Annotated in this window: 25 protein-coding genes; 14 read left to right on the top strand and 11 right to left on the bottom strand. The window is 60.7% G+C overall.

Features of this window, described 5'->3' with window-relative positions; translation table 11 throughout:
* The first annotated feature begins 79 nt into the window (after positions 1 to 79).
* Genes ispF through ACKPCU_RS15595 form a run of 5 tightly spaced genes read left to right on the top strand, consistent with a single transcriptional unit; the run spans position 80 to position 3,974 of the window.
* Positions 80 to 556 (top strand): 2-C-methyl-D-erythritol 2,4-cyclodiphosphate synthase, encoded by a 477-nt coding sequence (gene ispF, locus ACKPCU_RS15615; protein ID WP_321348118.1) that lies wholly within the window; start codon positions 80 to 82, stop codon positions 554 to 556.
* The gene (gene truD, locus ACKPCU_RS15610; protein ID WP_321348116.1) at positions 549 to 1,604 is read left to right on the top strand and encodes a tRNA pseudouridine(13) synthase TruD; all 1,056 of its coding nucleotides are present in this window, start codon (positions 549 to 551) and stop codon (positions 1,602 to 1,604) included. The genes ispF and truD overlap by 8 nt, the downstream gene beginning before the upstream one ends.
* Positions 1,604 to 2,353, top strand: coding sequence for a 5'/3'-nucleotidase SurE (surE, locus tag ACKPCU_RS15605; RefSeq protein WP_104737895.1), 750 nt, complete (start codon positions 1,604 to 1,606; stop codon positions 2,351 to 2,353). Before truD ends, surE begins: the two co-directional genes overlap by 1 nt.
* Before the next feature lie 2 nt (positions 2,354 to 2,355).
* A complete protein-coding gene (locus ACKPCU_RS15600; protein WP_321348113.1) occupies positions 2,356 to 3,027 on the top strand; it encodes a protein-L-isoaspartate(D-aspartate) O-methyltransferase in 672 nt (223 codons plus the stop codon).
* 23 nt (positions 3,028 to 3,050) lie between these two features.
* Positions 3,051 to 3,974, top strand: a complete 924-nt coding sequence (locus tag ACKPCU_RS15595; protein ID WP_321348111.1) for a polyprenyl-phosphate transporter — start codon at positions 3,051 to 3,053, stop codon at positions 3,972 to 3,974.
* Positions 3,975 to 4,307: 333 nt separating this feature from the next.
* On the opposite strand, the gene ACKPCU_RS15590 is transcribed toward ACKPCU_RS15595, so the two are convergent.
* Positions 4,308 to 4,469, bottom strand: a complete 162-nt coding sequence (locus ACKPCU_RS15590) for a hypothetical protein (RefSeq protein ID WP_407651868.1) — start codon at positions 4,467 to 4,469, stop codon at positions 4,308 to 4,310.
* Positions 4,470 to 4,647: 178 nt separating this feature from the next.
* Here ACKPCU_RS15590 and ACKPCU_RS15585 point away from each other — a divergent pair, with 178 nt between their 5' ends.
* The 4 genes from ACKPCU_RS15585 to ACKPCU_RS15570 all read left to right on the top strand — a co-directional run bounded on the left by ACKPCU_RS15585 (position 4,648) and on the right by ACKPCU_RS15570 (position 7,765).
* Complete coding sequence (locus ACKPCU_RS15585; protein WP_407651862.1) at positions 4,648 to 4,914, top strand: peptidoglycan DD-metalloendopeptidase family protein; 267 nt, start codon at positions 4,648 to 4,650, stop codon at positions 4,912 to 4,914.
* A 242-nt stretch (positions 4,915 to 5,156) separates the two neighbouring features.
* Positions 5,157 to 6,086 (top strand): RNA polymerase sigma factor RpoS, encoded by a 930-nt coding sequence (rpoS, locus tag ACKPCU_RS15580; protein ID WP_407651861.1) that lies wholly within the window; start codon positions 5,157 to 5,159, stop codon positions 6,084 to 6,086.
* 192 nt (positions 6,087 to 6,278) lie between these two features.
* Entirely contained in the window at positions 6,279 to 6,851 is a 573-nt protein-coding gene (locus ACKPCU_RS15575; RefSeq protein ID WP_104737890.1) for a LemA family protein, read from the top strand.
* Positions 6,848 to 7,765 (top strand): GIDE domain-containing protein, encoded by a 918-nt coding sequence (locus tag ACKPCU_RS15570; RefSeq protein ID WP_321348105.1) that lies wholly within the window; start codon positions 6,848 to 6,850, stop codon positions 7,763 to 7,765. Before ACKPCU_RS15575 ends, ACKPCU_RS15570 begins: the two co-directional genes overlap by 4 nt.
* Positions 7,766 to 7,768: 3 nt before the next feature.
* Here the strand turns inward: ACKPCU_RS15570 and ACKPCU_RS15565 are convergent, their stop codons facing one another.
* The 3 genes from ACKPCU_RS15565 to ACKPCU_RS15555 all read right to left on the bottom strand — a co-directional run bounded on the left by ACKPCU_RS15565 (position 7,769) and on the right by ACKPCU_RS15555 (position 11,471).
* Positions 7,769 to 9,835, bottom strand: coding sequence for a putative bifunctional diguanylate cyclase/phosphodiesterase (locus tag ACKPCU_RS15565; RefSeq protein WP_321348103.1), 2,067 nt, complete (start codon positions 9,833 to 9,835; stop codon positions 7,769 to 7,771).
* Positions 9,836 to 10,054: 219 nt separating this feature from the next.
* Entirely contained in the window at positions 10,055 to 10,636 is a 582-nt protein-coding gene (gene sodB, locus ACKPCU_RS15560) for a superoxide dismutase [Fe] (protein WP_104737887.1), read from the bottom strand.
* A gap of 214 nt (positions 10,637 to 10,850) precedes the next feature.
* Positions 10,851 to 11,471 carry a LysE/ArgO family amino acid transporter gene (locus ACKPCU_RS15555; protein ID WP_188656489.1) on the bottom strand — a complete coding sequence of 207 codons (621 nt, stop codon included), beginning with the start codon at positions 11,469 to 11,471 and terminating at the stop codon, positions 10,851 to 10,853.
* A 101-nt stretch (positions 11,472 to 11,572) separates the two neighbouring features.
* Here ACKPCU_RS15555 and ACKPCU_RS15550 point away from each other — a divergent pair, with 101 nt between their 5' ends.
* Positions 11,573 to 12,472 (top strand): LysR family transcriptional regulator ArgP, encoded by a 900-nt coding sequence (locus ACKPCU_RS15550; protein ID WP_104737996.1) that lies wholly within the window; start codon positions 11,573 to 11,575, stop codon positions 12,470 to 12,472.
* A 5-nt stretch (positions 12,473 to 12,477) separates the two neighbouring features.
* On the opposite strand, the gene ACKPCU_RS15545 is transcribed toward ACKPCU_RS15550, so the two are convergent.
* Together ACKPCU_RS15545 and ACKPCU_RS15540 are read right to left on the bottom strand one after the other, a co-directional pair.
* Positions 12,478 to 13,530 carry a saccharopine dehydrogenase family protein gene (locus ACKPCU_RS15545; RefSeq protein WP_321348100.1) on the bottom strand — a complete coding sequence of 351 codons (1,053 nt, stop codon included), beginning with the start codon at positions 13,528 to 13,530 and terminating at the stop codon, positions 12,478 to 12,480.
* 82 nt (positions 13,531 to 13,612) lie between these two features.
* A complete protein-coding gene (locus ACKPCU_RS15540) occupies positions 13,613 to 13,972 on the bottom strand; it encodes a hypothetical protein (protein WP_104737885.1) in 360 nt (119 codons plus the stop codon).
* 222 nt (positions 13,973 to 14,194) lie between these two features.
* Between ACKPCU_RS15540 and ACKPCU_RS15535 the strand changes: the two genes are divergently transcribed.
* Complete coding sequence (locus tag ACKPCU_RS15535; protein WP_321348097.1) at positions 14,195 to 15,085, top strand: coiled-coil domain-containing protein; 891 nt, start codon at positions 14,195 to 14,197, stop codon at positions 15,083 to 15,085.
* A complete protein-coding gene (locus ACKPCU_RS15530; RefSeq protein ID WP_321348096.1) occupies positions 15,085 to 15,720 on the top strand; it encodes an acyl carrier protein phosphodiesterase in 636 nt (211 codons plus the stop codon). The genes ACKPCU_RS15535 and ACKPCU_RS15530 overlap by 1 nt, the downstream gene beginning before the upstream one ends.
* On the opposite strand, the gene ACKPCU_RS15525 is transcribed toward ACKPCU_RS15530, so the two are convergent.
* Positions 15,654 to 16,460: a lysophospholipid acyltransferase family protein gene (locus tag ACKPCU_RS15525; RefSeq protein WP_321348093.1), complete on the bottom strand. Its 807-nt coding sequence runs from the start codon at positions 16,458 to 16,460 to the stop codon at positions 15,654 to 15,656. The genes ACKPCU_RS15530 and ACKPCU_RS15525 overlap by 67 nt on opposite strands.
* 2 nt (positions 16,461 to 16,462) lie before the next feature.
* Positions 16,463 to 17,215 carry a GNAT family N-acetyltransferase gene (locus tag ACKPCU_RS15520; protein ID WP_104737881.1) on the bottom strand — a complete coding sequence of 251 codons (753 nt, stop codon included), beginning with the start codon at positions 17,213 to 17,215 and terminating at the stop codon, positions 16,463 to 16,465.
* Between the two features lie 187 nt (positions 17,216 to 17,402).
* Here ACKPCU_RS15520 and ACKPCU_RS15515 point away from each other — a divergent pair, with 187 nt between their 5' ends.
* Both ACKPCU_RS15515 and ACKPCU_RS15510 read left to right on the top strand, forming a co-directional pair.
* On the top strand, positions 17,403 to 18,188 hold the full coding sequence (locus tag ACKPCU_RS15515) for an oxygen-binding di-iron domain-containing protein (RefSeq protein ID WP_104737880.1): 786 nt from the start codon (positions 17,403 to 17,405) through the stop codon (positions 18,186 to 18,188).
* 13 nt (positions 18,189 to 18,201) lie between these two features.
* Positions 18,202 to 19,362: a phospholipase D-like domain-containing protein gene (locus ACKPCU_RS15510; RefSeq protein ID WP_321348090.1), complete on the top strand. Its 1,161-nt coding sequence runs from the start codon at positions 18,202 to 18,204 to the stop codon at positions 19,360 to 19,362.
* A 47-nt stretch (positions 19,363 to 19,409) separates the two neighbouring features.
* On the opposite strand, the gene ACKPCU_RS15505 is transcribed toward ACKPCU_RS15510, so the two are convergent.
* The 3 genes from ACKPCU_RS15505 to ACKPCU_RS15495 form a co-directional block, all read right to left on the bottom strand.
* A complete protein-coding gene (locus tag ACKPCU_RS15505; protein WP_104737878.1) occupies positions 19,410 to 20,174 on the bottom strand; it encodes an enoyl-CoA hydratase in 765 nt (254 codons plus the stop codon).
* A gap of 123 nt (positions 20,175 to 20,297) precedes the next feature.
* Positions 20,298 to 21,233: a 2Fe-2S iron-sulfur cluster-binding protein gene (locus tag ACKPCU_RS15500; protein ID WP_321348088.1), complete on the bottom strand. Its 936-nt coding sequence runs from the start codon at positions 21,231 to 21,233 to the stop codon at positions 20,298 to 20,300.
* Positions 21,226 to 22,344 carry a GGDEF domain-containing protein gene (locus tag ACKPCU_RS15495; protein WP_321351847.1) on the bottom strand — a complete coding sequence of 373 codons (1,119 nt, stop codon included), beginning with the start codon at positions 22,342 to 22,344 and terminating at the stop codon, positions 21,226 to 21,228. Before ACKPCU_RS15495 ends, ACKPCU_RS15500 begins: the two co-directional genes overlap by 8 nt.
* Between the last annotated feature and the right edge of the window lie 18 nt (positions 22,345 to 22,362).

Here is a 22,362-nt window from a genome sequence, read left to right as displayed (position 1 = left end):
CTCCGACAAGTCTGCCTGACCTGTCCCTTGTCATGTCGAGGCGGTAGAATCGCCGCCATCGACTGACGGGAGGCACCACATGCGCATTGGCCACGGCTACGACGTTCATCGCTTTGGCGACGGCAACTTCATCACCCTTGGCGGCGTGCAGATCGTCCATAGCCGTGGGCTGGTTGCCCACTCTGACGGCGATGTGCTGCTGCACGCGCTGGCCGATGCCTTGCTGGGAGCGGCGGCGTTGGGCGACATTGGTCAGCACTTTCCTGATACCGATCCTGAGTTCAAGGGCGCCGATAGCCGGGTGCTGTTGCGCCATGTCATGGGTCTGTTGCGCGAGCGCGGCTGGAAGGTCGGTAATGTCGATGCCACCATTGTCGCGCAGCGACCGAAGATGGCGCCGCATATTCCGTTGATGCGCGAGCAGATCGCCGCGGATCTGGGCGTGGCGCTGGATCAGGTCAACGTCAAGGCTACCACTACCGAGAAGCTGGGCTTCGCTGGTCGCGAGGAAGGGATTGCCGTACACGCGGTCGCCCTGTTGCTAGCGCATGACTGAACAGCTGCTTGGGCCGCGCGCCTGGGGTGAAAGTTGTGGCCGGGCGACTCTGAAAGCCACGCCGGACGACTTCCGCGTGACCGAGGTGCTGGATATCGCACTCAGCGGTTCAGGAGAGCATCTCTGGCTACTGCTGGAGAAGCGCGGCCTGAATACCGAAGAAGTCGCTAGACAGCTGGCGCGCGCCGCCGGTATTTCCCTGCGCAACGTCAGCTACGCCGGCCTGAAGGATCGTCAGGCGGTGACCCGGCAGTGGTTCAGCCTACAGCTGCCGGGGCGTGCAGACCCGGATTTCAGCGCGCTCTGGAACGACCAGCTGCGCTGTCTGGAGCAGACGCGCCATCAGCGCAAGCTGCAGCGCGGTGCCCACAGTGCCAACGGGTTCTTTATTCGCCTCACTGATCTGCTGGCCGATCAGCAGCAACTGGACGCGCGTTTACAGGTTATCGCCCGTGAGGGTGTGCCCAACTATTTCGGCCCGCAGCGCTTTGGTCGCGACGGCAGCAATCTGCATGATGCCCGCCGCTGGGCTGGGCAGGGCGGATACCCGCCAGCACGTGGTACCCGGTCCCGGCTGCTATCGACAGCGCGTAGTCTGCTGTTCAATCGTATGCTCGCCAGGCGGGTGGAAGAGGGCAGCTGGAACCGGATTCTCGACGGCGACTGCCTGGCTTTCACCGATAGTCGGAGTCACTTTCCTGCCAGTGAGCTGGCGGCGGATGACCCGCGGCCGGCAGCGCTGGACCTGCATCCGACTGCCGCGCTGTGGGGTACCGGTGCCCTGGCCAGTAGCGGCGCCATCGCACGGCTGGAACAGCAGGTGGCGACGGCCGAATCGGAACTGGCCGCCTGGCTTGAGGGCGCCGGGCTGGAACAGGCAAGGCGGATTTTACGCCTCCCCATTCAGGGACTTACGTGGCATTATCCGTCCACCGATTGTCTCGAACTGGAATTTACCCTGCCTACCGGCTGCTTCGCCACGGCGTTGCTGCATGAGCTGCTGGAACTCTCCAGTACCCCCGGTGGCGGGCTGGAAACGGAAAACTGATGCGTATTCTGATTGCCAACGACGATGGTGTGCTGGCGCCGGGTATCAAAGCCCTGCACGGTGCACTGGCCGATTATGCCGACTGTGTGGTGGTGGCTCCCGCAGAGGACCGCAGTGGTGCGAGCAGCGCGCTGAGTCTGGACCGGCCGCTGCGGCCCTTCACTCTGGAAAACGGCTTTATTGGTATCAACGGAACCCCGACCGACTGCGTGCACCTGGGCCTCAATGCGCTGTATGAAGACAGCATCGACATGGTGGTCGCAGGTATTAACCTGGGTGCCAACCTGGGTGACGACGTGCTCTATTCCGGTACGGTTGCTGCCGCGCTGGAGGGGCGCTTTCTGGCCCGTCCGGCCATGGCGTTTTCGTTGACCGGCCGGCAAACCGACAACCTGCCGGCTGCCGCCTACTTCGCCCGGAAGATGGTCGAGGCGCATGATCAGCTCGATCTGCCGCCGCGTACGGTGCTCAACGTCAATATTCCCAATCTGCCGCTGGAGCAGATCAAGGGCATTCGTCTGACCCGTCTGGGCCACCGCGCGCGCGCCGCCAAGCCGGTCAAGTGGGTGGATCCGCGGGGCAAGGAGGGGTACTGGATCTCGGTCGCCGGTGACGCCGAGGACGGCGGCGAAGGAACGGATTTTCACGCCGTCATGCAGGGCTATGTGTCGGTGACACCGCTGCGTGTCGACAAGACACTGTACGAGGTCTTTGATCACCTGGAGAGCTGGCTGGGCGGGTTGGACTGAGCATGGCACATGACGACCTTTACCGTGCCGGTATCGGCATGACCTCGCAGCGTACCCGTGAGCGGCTGCTTGAGCGGTTATTTGAAGAGGGTATTCGTAACCTGCACGTGCTCGAAGCGATGCGTCGCACGCCGCGTCATCTGTTTGTGGATGAAGCGCTGTCGCATCGAGCCTACGAAGACACAGCGTTGCCGATTGGCCACAACCAGACCTTGTCGCAACCCTATATCGTTGCCCGCATGACCGAGTTACTGCTCGGTGGCGGGCCGCTCGACAAAGTCATGGAGGTCGGCACCGGCTCCGGTTACCAGACCGCCATTCTGGCCAAGGTGGTTGAGCGGGTATTCAGCGTTGAGCGGATTTTGCCGCTGCAGGAGCGTGCCAAGCGTGTGCTCCGGGATATCGACGTGCGCAATGTCGTTTTCCGTCATGCAGATGGTAATTGGGGCTGGCCACAGTACGGCCCCTACGATGCCATTCTGGTCACTGCAGCGCCGGCTGAAATTCCGCGTGAGCTGCTCGGTCAGTTGGCTGACGGCGGTCGCCTGGTGATTCCGGTCGGTGAACGCGAGCAGCACCTGATGCTGGTTATTCGCCACGGTGACGAGTTTACCTATCAGCAGGTCGAGCCGGTGCGCTTCGTGCCCCTGCTGGCTGGCGCCATTCACTCCTGAATTCTCATCCCAAGGACGCCTCCGTGAAGGAATACCTCTTTATCTTTCTCCGTGGCGTCGCCATGGGCGCCGCCGACGTTGTGCCTGGGGTGTCGGGCGGCACCATTGCCTTCATTTCCGGCATCTACGATCGCCTGCTAGCGGCCATTGCGGCCTGCACACCGGACAAGTTGGTATGGCTGTTACGCGGCCGGTTTGCCGATACCTGGCGGGCGGTTGATGGCGCATTTCTGGTTACCCTACTGGCGGGCATACTCTGCAGCATTGCCACTCTGGCACGCCTGATTACCTACCTGTTGGCGCATCACGGCCTGCTGGTGTGGTCGTTTTTCTTTGGTTTGATTCTGGTCTCGGTCTATCTGGTTGGGCGCGAGATTCCCCGCTGGAATCCGGCTGCAGTTGTTGCGGCAGTGCTTGGCGGGGTATTTGCTTACCTGATCACCGTTGCTTCGCCGTTAGCGCTGAGTGTTACTCCCCTGAACGTTTTTCTCGGCGGTTGCATTGCGATCTGCGCAATGATCCTGCCCGGTATTTCCGGCAGCTTTATTCTTTTGTTGCTGGGCCTGTACTCCGGTGTTTTGCACGCAGTCAAAAGCGCCGATCTCGGCCTACTCGGACTGTTCGCACTGGGCTGCGTGACCGGACTGCTGAGCTTTTCGCGTTTATTGTCCTGGCTGCTACGCCATGCGCGCAGTGTTACGCTGGCATTTTTGACCGGATTGCTGGTTGGTTCACTGAACAAGGTCTGGCCGTGGAAACAAACACTCACTTGGCGGGTCAACAGCCATGGCGAGCAGGTTCCGCTGCAGGAGATGAACCTGCTGCCGCATCAGTACGCCGAGCTGACCGGTGAGCCATCGCTCTGGCAGGCCGGATTGGCGTTGATGGTGCTCGGCGTGGTATTAGTGTTGTTATTAGAATGGTGGGGACGGCGCGCTGCAGCCTGAGAGGCGCTGCGCGCAAGCCCCACACGCGATACTGAACGGGAGCCAACCAGGAATGGGGCTGTGTGTGCGTTGCGGGCATGGGGCCGTTGAGCCGGTAAAACGTGCCGGTATAGTGTTATTGGCGGCGCTGCTTGCCGCATGTGCAGGGCCTTCCGGCACCGTTCCCATCGACGAGCGCGGCCGTGGCGGCATGCGCGCGCAGGCGGTGACGACCGGCTATCACACCGTTCAGCGGGGCGAGACGCTGTATCAGATTGCGTTCCGCTATGGCTGGGACTGGAAGGCTCTGGCCAGTAATAACAACTTGCGCGCGCCCTATACCATCTACCCGGGTCAGCGTATCAGTCTGGGACGTCGCGCCGCCTCCCGTGCGCCTGTCGTTGCGTCTTCGCCGACCGTTTCCACGCCAGCGGCTTCCAGCACCTCATCAACCCCCAGATCCACTGCTGTACCCAGCACCCCCGCGACCACCAGCACGCCGCGTTCAGGCAGCACTGCCAGTACTGCAAGCGCGACGGCAGCCCCGTCTGCGACACGGTCTGCAGGCAGCTCTTCTACGCCAGTCAGTGCTTCCGGCTGGAGTTGGCCTGCACGTGGACAATTGCTGGCGCGCTTCCAGTCAAACGGGAGTTTGAATAAAGGGATTGATATTGCCGGACAATTGGGTGAGCCTGTGAAAGCAGCTGCTGATGGAGCAGTAGTCTATGCTGGACGAGGTCTCATCGGTTATGGCGATATGATCATCATCAAGCATAACGAGACCTACCTGAGCGCCTATGCGCACAACAGCCGTTTGCTGGTTGAAGAAGGTGATCAGGTCAAGGTTGGACAGGTCATTGCCGAAATGGGTAGTAGCGGTACTGATCGGGTGAAGCTGCATTTCGAGATCCGGCGCAAGGGTCAACCTGTAGACCCGTTGGCGTATTTGCCCCGGTCTTGATGGTAAGGTGTTGGTTGCGGTGCCATGGGTTTGTCACGTTCTGCGGGCAGTCTGTGAGAACGTGACTGATCTGTTGCATCGCAACAGTCAGTAGGGACGCACTGCCCATAATGGGGTGTGATTTGATGGGCTGTGTCGTTGCCGCGTTTTACTGGAATTGGGGCACGCATATGGCAGTAAAAAATAAGAAACAGCCAGAGCAGGTCATATCGCTGGACAGCACGTCGCAAGACAGCACCATCATGGATGATGAGGAGGTGAACGAGATGCCTGTGTCCGTAGATAACAAGCGGATTACTCCGCGCAACCATCGACGCGAGAATGCGTTCGACTTCACCAAACAGCTTGACGCCACGCAGCTGTATCTCAACGAAATCGGTTTTTCTCCCCTGTTGACCCCTGAAGAGGAAGTCCATTTTGCCCGCTTGGCGCAAAAGGGGGATCCGGCAGGGCGCAAACGCATGATCGAAAGCAATCTGCGATTGGTCGTCAAGATCGCCCGGCGTTACGTCAACCGGGGGCTCACACTACTCGACCTGATCGAGGAAGGTAACCTCGGCTTGATTCGGGCGGTGGAAAAGTTTGACCCGGAACGTGGCTTTCGTTTCTCGACCTATGCGACCTGGTGGATTCGCCAGACTATTGAGCGGGCAATCATGAATCAGACGCGGACGATTCGTCTGCCGATTCATGTGGTCAAGGAACTGAATATCTATCTGCGGGCCGCCCGTGAGCTGACTCAGAAGCTCGACCATGAGCCCTCGCCGGAAGAAATTGCCCAGTTGCTGGACAAGCCGGTCGAAGACGTTAAACGCATGCTGGGTCTGAACGAGCGGGTCGCTTCGGTCGACATGTCACTTGGCCCTGACTCGGACAAGACGCTGCTTGACACCCTCACGGATGAACAGGGCTCGGACCCGTGTGATCTGCTGCAGGATGATGACCTCAACGCCAGCATTGACCAGTGGCTTGGAGAGTTGACGGAAAAGCAGTGCGAAGTGGTCACGCGGCGGTTTGGTTTGCGTGGCCACGAGAGCAGCACGCTGGAGGAAGTCGGGCGCGAGATCGGTCTCACCCGCGAGCGTGTACGACAGATCCAGGTCGAGGCGCTCAAGCGTTTGCGCGATATTCTCGAGCAGCATGGCCTGACCGGAGAGTCGCTCTTTCAGTAACCACCACAACGTGTCGCCATTCGGTGACCTGAAAGCCGTCAGCCTTTTGCGCGTGGCGGCTTTTTTTTAATCTCTTTATAGTGACCCCTTGAGTCTGCCAGGGACTTGGGCGAGCGGGTGTGTCTGAACGTGGCGGGTTCGCACGGTAACGTGCAGTGGTCAGGCGGGATCAATGGAACAGGAGAGCAGGTAATGGAACTTACAACGGTTATTGTGTTGGTCGTGCTGGGTGTTGTGCTGTTGTACGCGATCATGCTGTACAACCAGTTGGTGAGTGTGAAACACGCGGTCAGTCAGGCCTGGTCCAATATTGATGTCCTGCTGCGGCAGCGTCATGACGAGCTGCCCAAGCTGGTCGAAGCCTGTCGTCGTTACATGCAGCACGAAACCCAGACCCTGGAGCGAGTAATTGCAGCCAGGGGGGCGGTTGCCGCAGCGCGCGCAGAATCTGACGTGAAAGGTGTCGGTCGTGCGGAAAGCGCCCTTCGGGCGGGGCTGGGGCAGTTGTTTGCACTGGCCGAAAATTATCCTGACCTGAAGGCGAGCGAGTCATTTCAGCATTTGCAGGAACGAATCACCGGGTTGGAAAGCGGAATCGCCGACCGGCGCGAGCTGTATAACGCTGCGGTGAACATCAATAATGTCCGTATCGAACAGTTCCCCGAGGTGCTGCTGGCTCGGCTATTCGGTTTCAAGTCGGCCGAACTGCTGCAATTTACCGCTGAAGAAAAGGCCGATGTCGACATTAGGGCCCTGTTTTCATGATTGATGTGCACGGCGTCCTGTTGCTGTCGCCGGCCAACTACTACCTGCTCAGCTCAATCATTACCGCCGTCGCGCTGGCCTGTCTGTATTTCATGCTGACGCGCCTGCGGCGCGCGCGGTGGCTAGAGGACACCCCAACCTCAAAGGTACGCTCGGCGGCCCAGGGGCTGGTCGAACTGCAGGGTACGCTTGATGCTGGAGGGCATACACAGCTCATCTCGCCGCTCGGCGAGATCGACTGTCTGTGGTATCGGTTTCGCGTCGAGGAGTATCGACGCAGCGGTAAGAACAACAACTGGCACACTGTCGAGCAAGGCAGCTCAGATCGCCCGTTTCTGCTGCGTGACGACACCGGGAGTTGCTGGGTCATGCCCAGTGGAGCCGAGGTGCACCCGCGTCACTGTCGGCGCTGGGAGGGTAGCCAGCGCTGGCCGGCTGGCAGTTCAGTGAAGAAGGGATTGCTGGCGACGTTAATTCGCAAGCGCTACCGCTATACCGAGGAGTGGTTTGCGGAGGGCGAGCTGCTTTATGCGCTCGGCTGGTTCGAAAGTCGTGGTGGTGGTCGCGATGAGTTTGACCGCCAAGCGGCAGCGCGGCAGGTGATCAGCGGCTGGAAAGCTGATTACGATGATCTGCTTACCCGCTTTGATCGTAATGGTGACGGTGAACTCGATATGCAGGAGTGGGAGCGGGTTCGCCAGGCTGCTGATGGTGAGGCGGGGCGGTTAGCGAGGGTCGACGGTCAGCGCCCACTCGTACACGCTCTCGGCAAGCCGCCACGGCGTGGTTTGCCCTTTATCCTGTCTGATCATCATGAGGAAGACCTGGCCAAGCGTCTGCGCCGAGGCGCGTTTTTGGGGCTGGTGGGTCTGGTGATCAGCGCACCGCTGGCCTGCTGGTTCTGGGTCGGCTGAGGTTCAGCCCAATTCCGAGCGCCGGCCCTTTTCAGTTGCATGGTTGTAGCTGTGCAGCCAGTCGGTGAACGCTGTGGCAGAGAGCGGGCGGCTGTAGTAGTAGCCCTGCCCCTCATTGCATCCCTGAGCAATGATGTAGGCTTCCTGCTCAGCCGATTCCACTCCTTCGGCAATGACTTCCATGTTGAGACTGCGGCCAAGTTGGATGATCGCGCGGACGATGGTCGCGTCGTCTTCGTCGACCAGCACATCCTGAACGAAGCTGCGATCAATCTTGATCTTGTCCAGCGGTAGCCCGCGCAGGTAGCTCAGCGATGAGTAGCCAGTACCGAAATCGTCAATGGCAATCTGTACGCCCGCTTTCTTCAGGCTGTTTAGGTGGCCTGCGGCAGCGGCTATGTCTTCCATCAGGCCGGTTTCGGTGACCTCCATCTCGAGACAGCGTGCTGGCAGCTTGTAGCGCTGGATTAGGTTGGTGACCACCCGGGAAAGCTCACTGTGGTGCAACTGCACGGTCGACAGGTTGACGGCCATGCGTAGCTCGGTCATCCCGCTGTCGTGCCAGAGACGCAGTTGGCGGCAGGACTGATCCAGCACCCACTCGCCAATTTCGATGATGCTGCCGTTCTGCTCCGCCAGCGGAATGAACAGGTCTGGTGGCACCAGTCCGCGTTCCGGGTGGTGCCAGCGCAGCAGCGCCTCCACGCCGACCACGCGGTGATCGTCAAACGCAATTTGCGGTTGGTAGACGAGGTGAAATTCGTTGCGTTCCAGTGCGCCGCGTAGCTCCTTGTCGAGCTCGCGGCGCACGCGCATCTCGCTGTCCAGACTGGCAATGTAAAACTGGTAGCGATTCCGTGAGCGTGCCTTGGCCAGCATCATCGTCTGTTCGGCCTTCTGCAGCAGCTTCTCCGCGTTATCGCCGTCGTCCGGAAACAGGGTGATGCCAATGGTCGCGCGCAGGCTGACGGTGTGTTCACCAATGTCGAACGGTCGGCCCAGATCATCAAGGATGGTCTGAGCCAGTTCGGCAGCCTCGTATGGCTCACTGACGCCGGTCTGAACCAGGGCGAACTGGTCGCCACCCAGCCGTGCGAGGCTGCCGAGCCGGCCGCTGTTGGCGCGCAGGCGGTCCGCGACGGTGACCAGCAGGCTATCGCCGGACTGGTAGCTGAATTGCTCGTTGATTTCTTTGAAATCGTCCAGACCGCAGCAGAGCACGGCAACACCGCGTTGGCGCCGGCCTGCGTCGCTGAGAATTCGGCCGAGTTGTTCCTGCAGCATGCTTCGATTTGGCAGGCCGGTCAGATGATCGTGCTGGGCCATATGCAGCAGGTTGGCTTCAGCTTCGCGCCGGCGATTGCTGTTGCGCTCGATGGATTCAAGCAACTCGTTGGCCTTGTTGATCCACAGGCCAAGCTCGTTCTTTTCCTGGCCTGGCAACATGGGGATATGCATCTTCCCGGGGTGGTCGGGATTGATGTCACTGATGCGGTCAATAATGCCGGCCAGTGGTTTGGTCAGCAGCAGGTGATAGAGCAGGTACAGTGCCAGTGCCATAGCAACGGCGCGCAGGGTGCCGGAGACAAGGATGATCAATGAGCTCTGCAGGAAGTCTTCGCCGTAGGGGGCGGTATCGAGGACGATGCGCAGGTCGCCGTAGTACTCGTTGTAGGGTTCGCGGCCAAACAGGCCGATGCTGTAGTGTTGTTCTACGCCAAATAGCCAGTCTGTGACCTTGCGCAGTGGGCTGTCGACCAGCGGCCGTTCACGGCTGGCCAGTTGGGTTTCGTCAGGGTGACCGATGGAAGCAAAGCGCACTGCGGGATGTTCGAACAGGCCACCGATGACCTGCAACGCCATTTCGCGATCCAGGCTGTAGACTGCCTGGGTGGCTGGATCCTGCGACATCGCAAGGATCTGCTCTGCGGTGCGATCAATCTCCCGGCGCTCCTTGCGCAAGTCGAAAGCGATCTGCCCAAGGCTCAGTACCAAGCCCACCAGCAGCGCCCAGAGCAGCACCAGGCGGAGCAGTTTTATGGATAGACTGTGCCGGCGCTCGAGCTTCAACGTCTTCTTATTCCTTATCCCGATGGATTGCGCTATTAGGCCATCATGCAGTCAATTCCCGCGCCTGCGCAAGACTCCGACGCGCACAATATTCGGCGTGCCAGCTTCTGAGTATCGATAATCCAGTGGACGAGGTCAAAGTGCAATCATTTTGCAATCACCAAAAGCACAACACCCTGCCGAGGCAGGGTGTTGTGGATAACGCAGAGTCAGGCAGGATCAGGCAGCGAAGTTTTTCGCTACGAAGTCCCAGTTGACCAGGTTCCAGAACGCTTCTACGTACTTCGGACGCGCATTGCGGTAGTCGATGTAGTAGGCGTGTTCCCAAACGTCGCAGGTCAGCAGCGGGGTGTCGCCGCTGGTCAGCGGGCAGCCGGCGCCGATGGTGCTGGCCAGTGCCAGGGAGCCGTCAGCTTTCTTGACCAGCCAGCCCCAGCCAGAACCGAAGGTGCCGATGGAGACTTTGCTGAACTCTTCTTTGAATGCTGCGAAAGAGCCAAATGCCTTGTTGATGGCTTCGGCCAGCTCGCCGGTCGGCTCACCGCCGCCGTTCGGGCTCAGGCAGTTCCAGTAGAAGGTGTGGTTCCAGATTTGTGCTGCGTTGTTGAAGACGCCGCCGCTGGAAGTCTTGATGATCTCTTCCAGGCTCTTGCCTTCGTACTCGGTGCCCGGAACCATGTTGTTCAGGTTCACAACGTAGGTGTTGTGATGCTTGCCGTGGTGGTATTCCAGGGTCTCTGCAGAGATGTGCGGTTCCAGTGCGTTCTTTTCGTAAGGGAGTGCGGGTAATTCAAAAGCCATGGTTTATCTCCATCGTCAGGTATCACGTTCCGGAAACGATCGTGTCGTTTGTCTCGACAGCCGGCCGCGGCTTGAACTGAGCCTGGCGGCGAACCGTCTACGCCTTCTTGTCGGCAGCTGATACTCGCTCCGCCGGGCGCTGCCCGTCTTGCGATCGGGAAGCCCCGATCATAGCACCTGTGTGTGCGGCTATCCACGCACCTTCCATGTGGTTTTAGGCTTGCCAGAGGGTCTGCAGTGCGGGTTTGGCCAGCGACCAGGCGACTGTCAGCATCATTGCCGCAACTGCGAGGTCGATGCAGCGCCAGGTCAGAGGGCGTTTTAGCACGGGCGCCATACGGGCAGACCCTAGCGCCAGCAGGGTGAACCAGAGGATTGATGCCGTTGTCGCGCCGAGTGCAAACACCAGAGGGAGTCGGTGTTGCGCGGCCAGGCTGCCGATCAACACCATAGTGTCGAGATAGACATGAGGGTTGAGCAGCGTGACCGCCAGCGTGGTCAGCAGTACAGCATGGCGCGAGCGCGCTGGCGCACGCATTGCTTCAAGCCCGCGCGGCGAGACGGAGCGCCAGAGCGCCTGCAAGGCGTAAACGGTGAGAAACAGGACACCGCCCCAGCGGGTGATTTCCATTGCCAGCGGGTGAGTCTGCAGCAAGGCGGCGAGGCCGAAGGTGCCGGCGAGGATCAGGACTGCGTCGCAGCTCATGCAGATCAGGGCAACGCTGATGTGATGCTCTCGGCGCAGGCCCTGGGCAAGGACGAACGCATTTTGTGCGCCGATGGCCATGATCAAGCCTGCGGCGGCGACCAGACCGTGAATGTAACTGGAGAAAATGCTGGGCATGGACGGGCTCCGAGTGAAAACGGCGCCAGTGTGCGTTAGATTTTGAAATTAGAAAAAGCAATAATGCTGATATCATATTAGAGAAAGTAATGATGCTGGATTACAAGCTATTGGCTGCTTTGGCAGCTGTTGTCGAGCAGGGTGGCTTCGAGCGGGCGGCCAATCTGCTTGGGTTGTCGCAATCAGCGATCTCGCAGCGCATCAAACTGCTGGAGGCGCGGCTCGGCGCGCCGGTGCTGGTGCGGGCATCGCCCCCGCAGGCGACCGCCGCGGGACAGCGCTTGCTGAATCATGTACAGCAGGTGCGGTTGCTGGAGCGCGACCTGCGTCACGACCTGCCGCAGATTGACAGTGATGCAGGTCGCACGCGGCTGCGGGTGGCGCTTAACGCCGATAGTTTGGCTACCTGGTGGGCAGCGGCGGTTGCGCCCTGGTGCGAGCGTGAACGTGTGCTGCTGGACCAGCAGTTGGAAGATCAGGATGTTGGGCTGAGGCGCATGCGCAGCGGCGAGGTGGCTGCTTGTCTGTGCGCTGTCGAGCAGCCGGTGGCCGGCGCTCGCAGTATGCTGCTGGGTGAAATGCGCTATTTGGCCGTCGCCAGTCCGGCATTTGTCGCGCGCCATTTCCCGAGCGGACTGGGGAGTGCCGATGTGCGGAAGGTTCCGGCGGTGGTGTTCGGGCCGGATGATCAGTTGCAGCACCGGTTTATTCGCCAGCTTGGGGTGGAGGGGGACTTTGATTACCACCTGTGCCCGTCATCGGAAGGGTTTGTGCGCATGCTGCAAGCCGGCGTGGGCTGGGGGATGGTCCCGGCACTGCAGGTTACTGCGGAGTTGCGCAGCGGGCAGCTGTGTGAGCTCTTGCCCGGCTGGTCACAGCCGGTGCCGCTGTACTGGCATTACTGGCGTACCGGCGGTCAGTTGCTGGAAGGCCTGACCGCGGAGCTAGCACGTCGGGCGCCGGCGTTGTTGGCGGCTGACGTGCAAGGCTGACGGTATCACTCGATGTGCATTGCGCCTGACCCCGGCAACTGCTCAATACAGTCCGGGCCCAGCAGTCGGGAAGGGGTGTAGTAGCCGGGTGCTGGCTCGTTTTCTAGCAGGAAACTGACGGCGTACAGCGCACCTTCTACCGTTACATCGTAGGCATTGGCGGTTTCGATCCGCGCCACGATCTTCTTGCCCGCGCGATTCTGCGCCTCGCCCCAAACATAGCAGCGTGCGGCTTCGCGCTGATGCAGATCCGGACCATGGATGCGGCGGGCGACCAGGTATTTCAACAGTGCCTGTACCGGCGCCAGCCCGAGGAGTGGCCGAAACCGGTCCAGCCGTCTCAGGCGTGCCGCCGCGCTGGGTGCCATTGGCAGGAAAACTTCGATGTCGTCAATGCCGGTGGTGAACCAGGCTGTGGCAATGTCCCCCCAGGGAATGGTAACCGCGTGCTTGGTGCCGTTGCCGAAATCGATCTCGCGACTTTGGTAGGCCAGCGGCACGGTCTGGATGCGGTCATCCTTGCGAATGCGACCACCGTATTTGAGGCCTTCAACTGAGGTTCTGGCGGTGCCGGGAGACAGCGAACTGACGGTGTCGAACCCCAGCGCCAGGCGGTCAGCATCATGCAGTGCCAGTTTCAGCCGGGCGGCGATGCAGTCTGTCGGTATCACGTCGAAGCCGACGCCCGGACAGATGACGATGCCGGCCTGTTCGGCCTCGGCTTGCCGGCTCTGTGCAGCGACAAAGACGTCGATCTCGCCGGTGATGTCCAGATAATGGCAGCCTGTTGTCAGGCAGGCGTCTATCAGCGGCTGGCTGGTGGCGGAAAAGGGGCCTGCGCAGTGCAGCACCACCTGCATGCCCTGCAGGTTTTCACGTACCTGCTCTGGCTGGCTCAGGTCGAAGCAGCGGTGCGGCAAGCTGAGTTCTGCGGCCAGCGCGGCGACGGCCGAGCGATTGCGACCGGCGAGAACGGGTTGCAAACCCCGCTCCGCGGCGGCCCTGGCCAGTAGCTTGCCGGTATAACCATTGGCACCATAGATCATCCATTGCCGCATGCACTTGCTCCTGAGTTACGGGGAGCAATCAGAGTAATGGCTTGAGCGGGCTTGTACCAGTGCGCGGCAGCCTGGCTGCGGGTCAGCCGCGGATGACCTGGCCTCGATAGATGCGCACGCTGCCGGCAGGGGCTTCGCCTGCTTCCGACTCGGCTTCCAGCCTGGCGATGTTCTCTTGGCGGTGCTGGAACTGCCGTGAGGCGATGGCTCCCTGTGCCAGCGGCGAAGGCCCGTCATCATGGTCTGGTTTAACCATGTCTGCCAAGCGAGAACCAAGTTCGCGAATTTCAGCCGAGCTGCTGTCGCGGCTCAGCCCGATCATGCTTTCCACGGCGTCCGGATCGCCAAGACGGATGGTCACGCCCAACGTGCGTTTAATCTGCCGGCGCAGTGCGGTCATGCAATCCAGGGTGGCGCGGTTGAACTGTGCATCTGCAATCATGCTCATACCCCCTTAGGTGATTGGCTGAGTAAGGTGTTATAGCCAAGTCGGTATTCCGCAAGCAGAATATGTACCAATATGCGCTTGTTGGCGGATACATCGCGTTTTGCGCCGGTCAAAGCGCCGAGTCAGGTGTTTTCTTCGCGCTTTGTGCAGTCTGCTGGTGCAGGGTTGCACTGCTCTGGCGCAAGGGTTTCAGGGTTTTTGTCGTGAGAGGGTGAGATGAAGGAACCGGAGTTGGGTGAGCTGCCAAGCATCAGTGCCAGTCGTGATAACGATCTGGGTGATCGGTCGACGGCAAATGTTCCGCCGCGCGCCAGCGGTCTGCGTGCAGATGTTCCGGAACGTGCTGCGGCCTCTGGCAACGGCCTGCTGTGGGCCCTGTGCGCTGCATTGACGGTCGCTTTGCTGGGCCTGGGCTATTGGACCCATCAGCAGCAGAGCCTGCTGCGTCAGCAACTGGTTGCAACCCAGAACAGCTTTGCCCGGATCAGTGAAGAAGCCTCTGGGCGCATTCAGGATATAACCGGCAAAGTGTCCGCCACCGAAGACTCCCTCGGTGCTGCAGAGCAGGACCGCAAGGCGCAACTGGAGCGCATCGAGGACATGTTGCAGGCTGTGCGCAAGGAGCAGGGGGAGTACAGGCAGCAGCTGGCAGCACTACAGCAGGCAGATCAGCGCAGTAGCGAGCAGGCAACGACACAACAGACGGCCATTGCGGCGTTGCAGGAAAGCACTATGGCGCTGCAGGAGGACGGCAAGAAGCGCTCCGATAGTTTGGCAGCATTGCAACAGCAATTTGCCGACGCCGATAAGGCGCTGCAGCAGATGCAGACGCAGCTTGGGACTCTCTCGGTGGTTCAGTTGCAATTGGGCCAGCAGGCCGAGCAGCTTGACGAGCTCAAGCAGGGGCTCACCGCGCTGCAGAACAAAGGCAATAATGAGGCCGTGCAGCAGGCCGTTCAGGCCATGCGCGCGGAGCTGGATCGTCGTCAGGCAGCCAACGACCAGGCGCTGCAGGCAATCGACAGTTTCCGTCTGCAGACCAACCGTAGCCTGAATACGCTGCAGAGTCAGGTTGCCGCGCTGCACGCGCAGGTTGAAGGCAACTGATGAACTTTCTCGCGCACCTGCTGCTGGGGTCGCAATCGCCTGAACAGGCGCTGGGCAGCATGCTGGGCGACTTCGTCAAGGGGCCGGTGCAGCGGCTTGACCTGCCGGAGCCGGTACGTGAGGGGATCGTTCTGCACCGGCGAATCGACAGCTTCACCGATGCTCATCCGCTGGTGCTGCAAAGCAAGGCTAGGGTGAGTAGCGAACGCCGGCGTTTTGCCGGGATTCTGGTCGACATGTTCTACGATCACCTGCTGGCACGGCACTGGTCACGCTTTGCTGATCGGCAGCTGGAGGACTTCACCCAGGATGTCTACCGGCAGCTCCGGGCGCAGCGCGAATGGATGCCCGAACGCGCCTGGACGGTGGTGCGCTACATGAGTGAGCAGGACTGGTTAAGCAGTTATGCCGAGCTGACCCACCTGCACCGGGCGGTCGACAACATGGCGCGGCGGTTGCGGCGCGAGAACCCGTTGCCGGGCGGGGTGGCTGAACTGGAAGCGGCCTACGAGGCGTTCGAAGCCGACTTTCTCGCATTCATGCCCGAGCTGCAGCGCTACGCCGAGGGTCAGGCTGCTGCCTTGACCTCGGCTGCCTCGCTCTCGATCTTGCCGCCTTCAAGCTCCAGCGCCTGACAGACCGACGCGTGCGCACTGCGCGCGAGCTGGTTGCGGTTCAGGCTGGTGCTGTCGAGTACTGGCAGGAAGTGAATATCCACATTGATGTCCCGGGAGCCCAGCAGACGCCAGAGGTGCTGTGAAAACTCGTCGTCGTCGATGAAGGGGGCAACGGTGTCGCGCGCGCCAGCTTGGCGATACGCGACGGCGACCGGCTGGGTTGGCACCTGGGACTCAATGGCGGCGGCCAGCAGGCGGCCGTGGAAGGTGCGTACCCGGTCGCCGGCGGTGGTGGTGCCCTCGGCGAAGATTACCAGGCTGCGATCGGCCGCCAGAATACCGCTCAACTGATCCTGAATCGTGCTTGAAGTGCCCTGGCCGCGCTGAATGAAGCAGGTACCTGCAGCGCTTGCCAACCAGCCAATAACCGGCCAGTTGCGTACCTCTGCCTTGGATAGGAAGTGCACCGGGGCCTGCGCGCCGAGTACCACAATATCCAGCCACGAAACGTGGTTGCTGACCCACAGGGCGGTGCCTGAAACTGGAGCCCCGGTAACGCAAATTTGCAACGGCAAAATGCGAATCAGGTTGCGCATCCACCAGCGAGTCAACTTCTGTCGCTGACGGTCGACTCGCGCGGGTTGCAGCCATTGCATCAGCTGAACCCAGCAGACCAGTAGCAGCCCGCAACCAATCCAGCCAATCACTGCAATCAGGCGCACGACCCGGCGGGGCGTGCTTACCGAGCGGCCAGTCATGCTCAGCTCGCCTTGAAGTGACGGGCGTAGCGCGGGCACAGCTGTTCGCGGCGCAACAGAATGAACACGTCCGCGCAGTTGAACTCAGGATCCCAGCAAGGCTCGCCGCAGATCTTGGCACCCAGACGCATATAGGCCTTGAGCAGCGGTGGCAGCTGGGCTGTCACGTTGTCCGGCAGAGACCGTTCCGGCAGAGGCAGGCGAGGAATCGCGTTGAGGAACTCGCGGCACAGGTAGCGGCTGCGCAGCCGCTGCATGATGGCGTGAGCCTGAATGCCGCCGTCCTGCATTTCGATGCTGGCACAGCCCATCAGGTAGCTGTAGTGACGTTCGTTCATTAGCTGCGCGAGGCCGGACCAGAGTACCGAGATGGTAGCGCCATTGCGATAGTCGGCGTGCACGCAGGTGCGGCCGATTTCCATGACGTCGCCGCGCAGGTCGGTCAGGCCGACCAGCTGGAACTCGCTCTCGCTATAGAAGCCGCCGGCGCTGCGGGCGCGCTCGCTGTCGAGGATACGGGTAGTGGCGACCACCTCTCCGGTCCGCTGATCGCGGACGATCAGGTGTTCGCAGTGCAGATCGTAGTGGTCCTGGTCCAGGCCTTGTTCGGCACCGTGCAGGTTGGCTCCGCACTCTTCGCCAAACACGCGGTAGCGCAATGCCTGGGCAGCACGCAGGCTGGTTGGGTCTGTGGCCAGTTCAACCGTCAGACAACGGTTGCCGGATTCTTCAATAGCAAGGGCTGCATCTGTCATGGACACCTCCGTCTGGGCATCTTCAGTGATGTTCAGGCTGAGGCTATGGCGTTGCAGTGTCAGAGTTGTGAAGAACGGATGACGATCATGTGACGGTCGCTTCTCTTGATGCAGGTCACTGGCGGACAGGCGGTCGGCGTATACACTCTGAACATTCTCTCTCCAATGCAGGTTAAGGTGATTGTCTATGGCGAGTCCGCCCAGAGTATTGTTCGATAACGGTTCGCATCAGGTGCTCTGCTTCGACCAACTGGTTACTGGGGATGGCGTGCAGTCCAACCAGTTCCTGATCATTGATCATGATCAGCACGCGTTGCTTGATCCGGGTGGGGACCTTACGTACACCCCGCTGTCGATGGCTGTCAGCCGTTACATACCGCTGCGTGAGTTGACCTATGTGTTTGCCTCGCACCAGGATCCGGACATCATCGCTTCGCTGGACAAGTGGTTCCTGCACACCAATTGCCGCGTGGTCTGCTCCAAACTGTGGGCGCGCTTTTTACCGCACTTGAGTGCGGGCTTTCTGACCAAGCACACCGGCATGACGACCACCGAGCGGATGATCGCCGTGCCCGATCGCGGCATGGACGTGGCACTGGGGCAGAGCGTCATCAAGGTACTGCCTGCTCACTTCCTGCATTCGGTGGGCAACCTGCACTTCTATGATCCGGTCAGTGGCATCTTGTTCTCCGGTGATATGGGAGCCTCGATGGTGGATGACGCGGAACCTGTGACCGACTTCGCCACTCACAAGAACACGATGGAAGGGTTTCATCGGCGTTACATGGCGGGCAACAAGGCTTGCCGCCTGTGGGCCAATATGGTTCGGCAGTTGAAGCCGAAGATGATTGTGCCGCAGCATGGGCGTCCGTTCGGCGATCCGGTTACCATCTCTGCGTTCCTCGACTGGATCAGTAATCTGGAGTGCGGTCTCGATCTGCTGACGCAGGAGGATTACCGCATTCCCTCGTAAGACAGGGAGAGACATGACTGCGCGGGTGTACCAATGGCGGACCGGCAACCGGTTCGAGTTGCTGATTGACGGCGACAATTTCTTCCCGCGCATTCTTGCTGCGCTTGATCAGGCGATTGAGCGCATTGATATTGAGTTGTATCTGGTGGATTCCGGCCGCAGCACCCGACAGTGGCTGGATGTGTTGCAGCGCGTGCGCCAGCGGGGTGTGCGGGTGCGCTGTCTGCTGGATGCCATCGGCACCGATGGCTTGAGCCGCAGTGAGCGGCGCGAACTGGAGCAGATGGGTGTTGAGCTGCAGTTCTACAATCCTTCCAGCCTGTTCAGCGGGCACCGCCTTTTTCATCGTGATCACCGCAAGCTGTTCATTATCGATGACCGCCTGGCTTACGTCGGCGGCTCCGGCATCACCGATCCGTTCTGCCAGCTTGACCCTGAAACCGGAAGAACGCCCTGGCACGAGCAGATGCTCGAAGTTGAGGGGCCGGTAGTCGAAGACTGGGCGGACCTGTTTGAGCGTATGTGGCAGCAGGGTGGGCAACGTGAGAATCGCGGTCTGTCAGCCGTCCGGCGGGTGCATGTTCCACCGGTGCCCGATGGCGGGTCTGGGCATGGCCGTGTTTCCTACATTGGTGCGCGCGAGCAGAAGGAGGTCGTTGTATCACTGCTGGCCGCGCTGCGCCGAGCGGAACAGCGGGTCTGGCTGGCAACACCGTATTTTTTGCCTTCCTGGCGGATTCGCCGGGCATTGGCGCGGGCTGCCAAGCGCGGCGTTGATGTACGTTTACTGCTGTGCGGCATGACCATTGATCATCCGCCTGTGCGCTACGCCGGTCAGCGCTTTTACACCAGACTGCTCAAGGCAGGGGTGCGCATCTATGAGTACCAGCCACGCTTTACCCACCTGAAAACGGCGCTGGTCGATGACTGGGTGTCGCTCGGTTCCTGCAACTTTGATCATTGGACGTTGCACTGGAACCTGGAAGCCAACCAGCAGGCGGTTGACCCTGATCTGGTGCAGGCGGTGGCCGAAAGCTTCGAGCAGGACTTTGCCGAAAGCGATCTCTGGACGCTGGCTGGCTGGCGCCAACTGGCGCTGTGGCATCGCTTCAAAATTCGCTTCTGGGGGCAGATCAATCGATCAGTGATGTGGCTGTTCGGCATTCCGCGTTAGGTAAACAGCCTGCACCGGCCCCCAGGGGAGGCCGGTGGCGGGGTAAATCAGGCAAACACCGGCTTACGCTTCTCCATAAACGCCGTGAGGGCTTCCTTGGCCTCGGCACCGCCCAGTAGCTGGGCAAAGTGTTGACCTTCGGTTTCCATGACCTCATCGGCGGTGCGGCTGATACCGGCGCGGATCAGTTGCTTGGTCAAACGGACCGATCCGGGCGGTTGCTCGGCGATACGCAGTGCAGCCTTGCGAGCGGCCTGCAGCACCGTCTCACCAGCCGGCAGCGCTTGGTTGACCAGGCCAATCTCGGCCGCGCGGGTGCCACTGATTTCTTCACCGAGCAGCAGCAACTCGGCCGCGCGAGGATGGCCAAGCAGGCGCGGTAGCAGGAAGCTGGAGCCGGCTTCCGGGCATAGCCCCAGATTGACGAATGGCATTTTCAGGCGAGCGTTCTCGGCGGCGTAAATCAGGTCGCAGTGCAGCAGCATGGTGGTGCCGATACCGACCGCCGGGCCATTGACCGCAGCAATCAGCGGTTTGCTGGCGTGGCAGATGGCCTTGAGAAAGATGTACACCGGGCTGTCGGTGCCGCTACGTTCGTTGTTGATGAAGTCTGCAACGTCGTTACCGCTGGTGAAGCACTCGGTGCTGCCCTGGATGACGACGGCGCGAATACTGGCGTCGTCTTGCGCGGCGTTGATGGCCTCGCCCATGACGCCATACATGTCACGGGTCAGGGCATTTTTCTTGTCGGCGCGATTCAGCGTCAGGGTCAGCACGCCCTCGCTGCGGTCGATCAGCAGGTGTTCGCTCACGGTGTACTCCACTTATTGCTCGGGTAATTGGGGTGGAGGGCATATTCGCATGCTTTGGGTAGCCAACCCACAACCCTGTGTCTTACGAATGCAGGCCCATAAACGCAATATTGCGCGTTGCGTTTAGTTGCTGCGGCTGAGGAAGGCCTCGTCGAGAATCTGGCGACCGGCCAACCCGGCCATGAACAGAGGTTTGCGCAGCAGCTCGATAAAGGTTGGCGAGCCGCAGATCAGCGCCAGTGCACCGCGCCCCGGGGATTTGAGTCGGCCCAGATCTGTGTCTAGTTCACTGCGTGGTCGTAACTGCAATTGGAGTTGAGGGTGCTGCTCTGCCAATGCCTCCAGCGCAGACTGCAGGTAGCAGGGCTCGCCATGGGCCTGCCAGTGCCAAAGCTCGATTGGCGCACTGTGCCCTGCGGCAAGGGCGCTGCGGGCGATTGCCTGCAGCGGCGCGAGTCCGGTGCCAGCCGACAGCAGCAATAGTGGTTGGTCGTGCCAGGCTGGGTCGTAGTTGAGATGGCCGGCGGGTGCGCCGATGTGGCAGGTGGTGCCAAGCGGCAGCTTGCGCAGGGCGCGGCAAAAGGTGCTGTCTTCGCGATCCTGCAGATGAAATTCCAGCAGCGGCTCGCCGGGCAGGCTGGCCAGTGAGAAGGTGCGCGCCAGTTGTGGCGTGAGCCAGATAACCAGATGCTGGCCCGCCTTATAGCGCATGACCCGGGCCGGCCGCAGTCGCAGACGGATGACCATGCCGGGTAGCGCTTCCAGCCGTTCGATGGTCGCCGGCAGGCTATCGCGGGTGGGGTCGTGCAGGTGCAGTTGCAAGTCCTGTTCGACGCGGCACTGGCAGGCCAGCAGCCAGCCGTCTGCCTGTTGCTCGGGTGACAGGCCCCGCTGGGCGGCGCTCAAGTCGGCGAAGCCTCGGTTCTGGACCAGGCAGCTGTGGCATTGGCCGGCACGGCATGACCAGTTGATCGGCAGATCGGCCTGACGCAGGGCATCGAGCAGGTTGCTGCCGCTAGCAACCTGCAGGTGGCGGTCCTTGATCTGAATATCAGGCATAGCTCGGCTGGTGCATCTCGCTGCGGTTGCGCCCGCTGTTTTTGGCCAGGTAGAGCGCCTGGTCGGCGTCGTTCAGGCAGACCTCGAAATCGTCCTCCGGCTGCAGCAGGGCCAGACCAGCGGAGAAGGTACAGTGTACGCCTTCGGGCAGGCCATCAAATACCTGTTCAGCAAAACGCAGCCGCAGTCGCTCTACGCATTGAAACAGCGCGTTCTCGTTGGCATTGCCGAGCAGCAATACAAACTCTTCTCCGCCAAAGCGGGCAATCAGGTCGCCGTCGCGCAGGGTAGAGTTGGCCAGCGTGGCAAACCCCTGCAGCACCTGATCTCCTGCGGCATGGCCATACAAGTCATTGATGCGCTTGAAGTGATCGAGATCGATCAGGGCGATCCCGATTTGCTGGGTCGGGCGCATCAGCGTCATCCGGCGCTGGGCCTCCTGAATAAAGTGCCGGCGATTGGCCAGCCCGGTCAACGGGTCGGTGGTAGCGAGGTTTTGCAATTGGCCCATCATGCCGCGGAGGGTTTCCTGGTGCGCCTGCAGGGTATTGTGGCGCTGCTGCAGGCGCTCGCGCAGTTCCCTGATGTAGCTGCCGGTCATGCTCAGTCCAGCCAGAAAACAGGCGAGAATGAACCATTCGACCAGATTGAGGGTGAATCTCTGGGTATCGGCCTGGTAATGCTGTTCGATGGTGATCAGCGCGCCAAAACAGACCAGCGCCAACCCCGAGTGAATCAGAAAGTCGCGGCGCGACAGCTGGAATATGCCGAAGACCATGATATTGGCGTAGATCATGATCAGGCTGCCGCGCAGTGGACCGGCGAAGGCGAGCAGGTAGGTAATCAGCAGAATCGCCACGGCAATCTGCGCGTTAGTCATGCTCGGGTCGTTGAGCCGCAGATTCCAGTTGCTACGCATTAGCGCAAAGAATACCGACTGGGTGCCCAGACCCAGGCCAATGTGGCTGAGCATCAGCCAGATTGAGCCCTGATACTGCCCGGCGAACCAAGCAACGCTGATCACGATGTAGGTGATCAGGTAGTTGAGCTGAGCCAGATAGAAGCGCTGTAGACGCAGCTTCTGGAACTTGGCGTTCTGTGCGTCCTGCATTTCGGCCACGTTCGTTGC

This window comes from Halopseudomonas oceani, assembly GCF_963677335.1.
GTDB classification, from domain to species: Bacteria; Pseudomonadota; Gammaproteobacteria; order Pseudomonadales; family Pseudomonadaceae; genus Halopseudomonas; species Halopseudomonas oceani.
The sequence above is the reverse complement of the archived record's forward strand: the minus strand, read 5'-3'. Positions and strand labels throughout refer to the sequence as shown.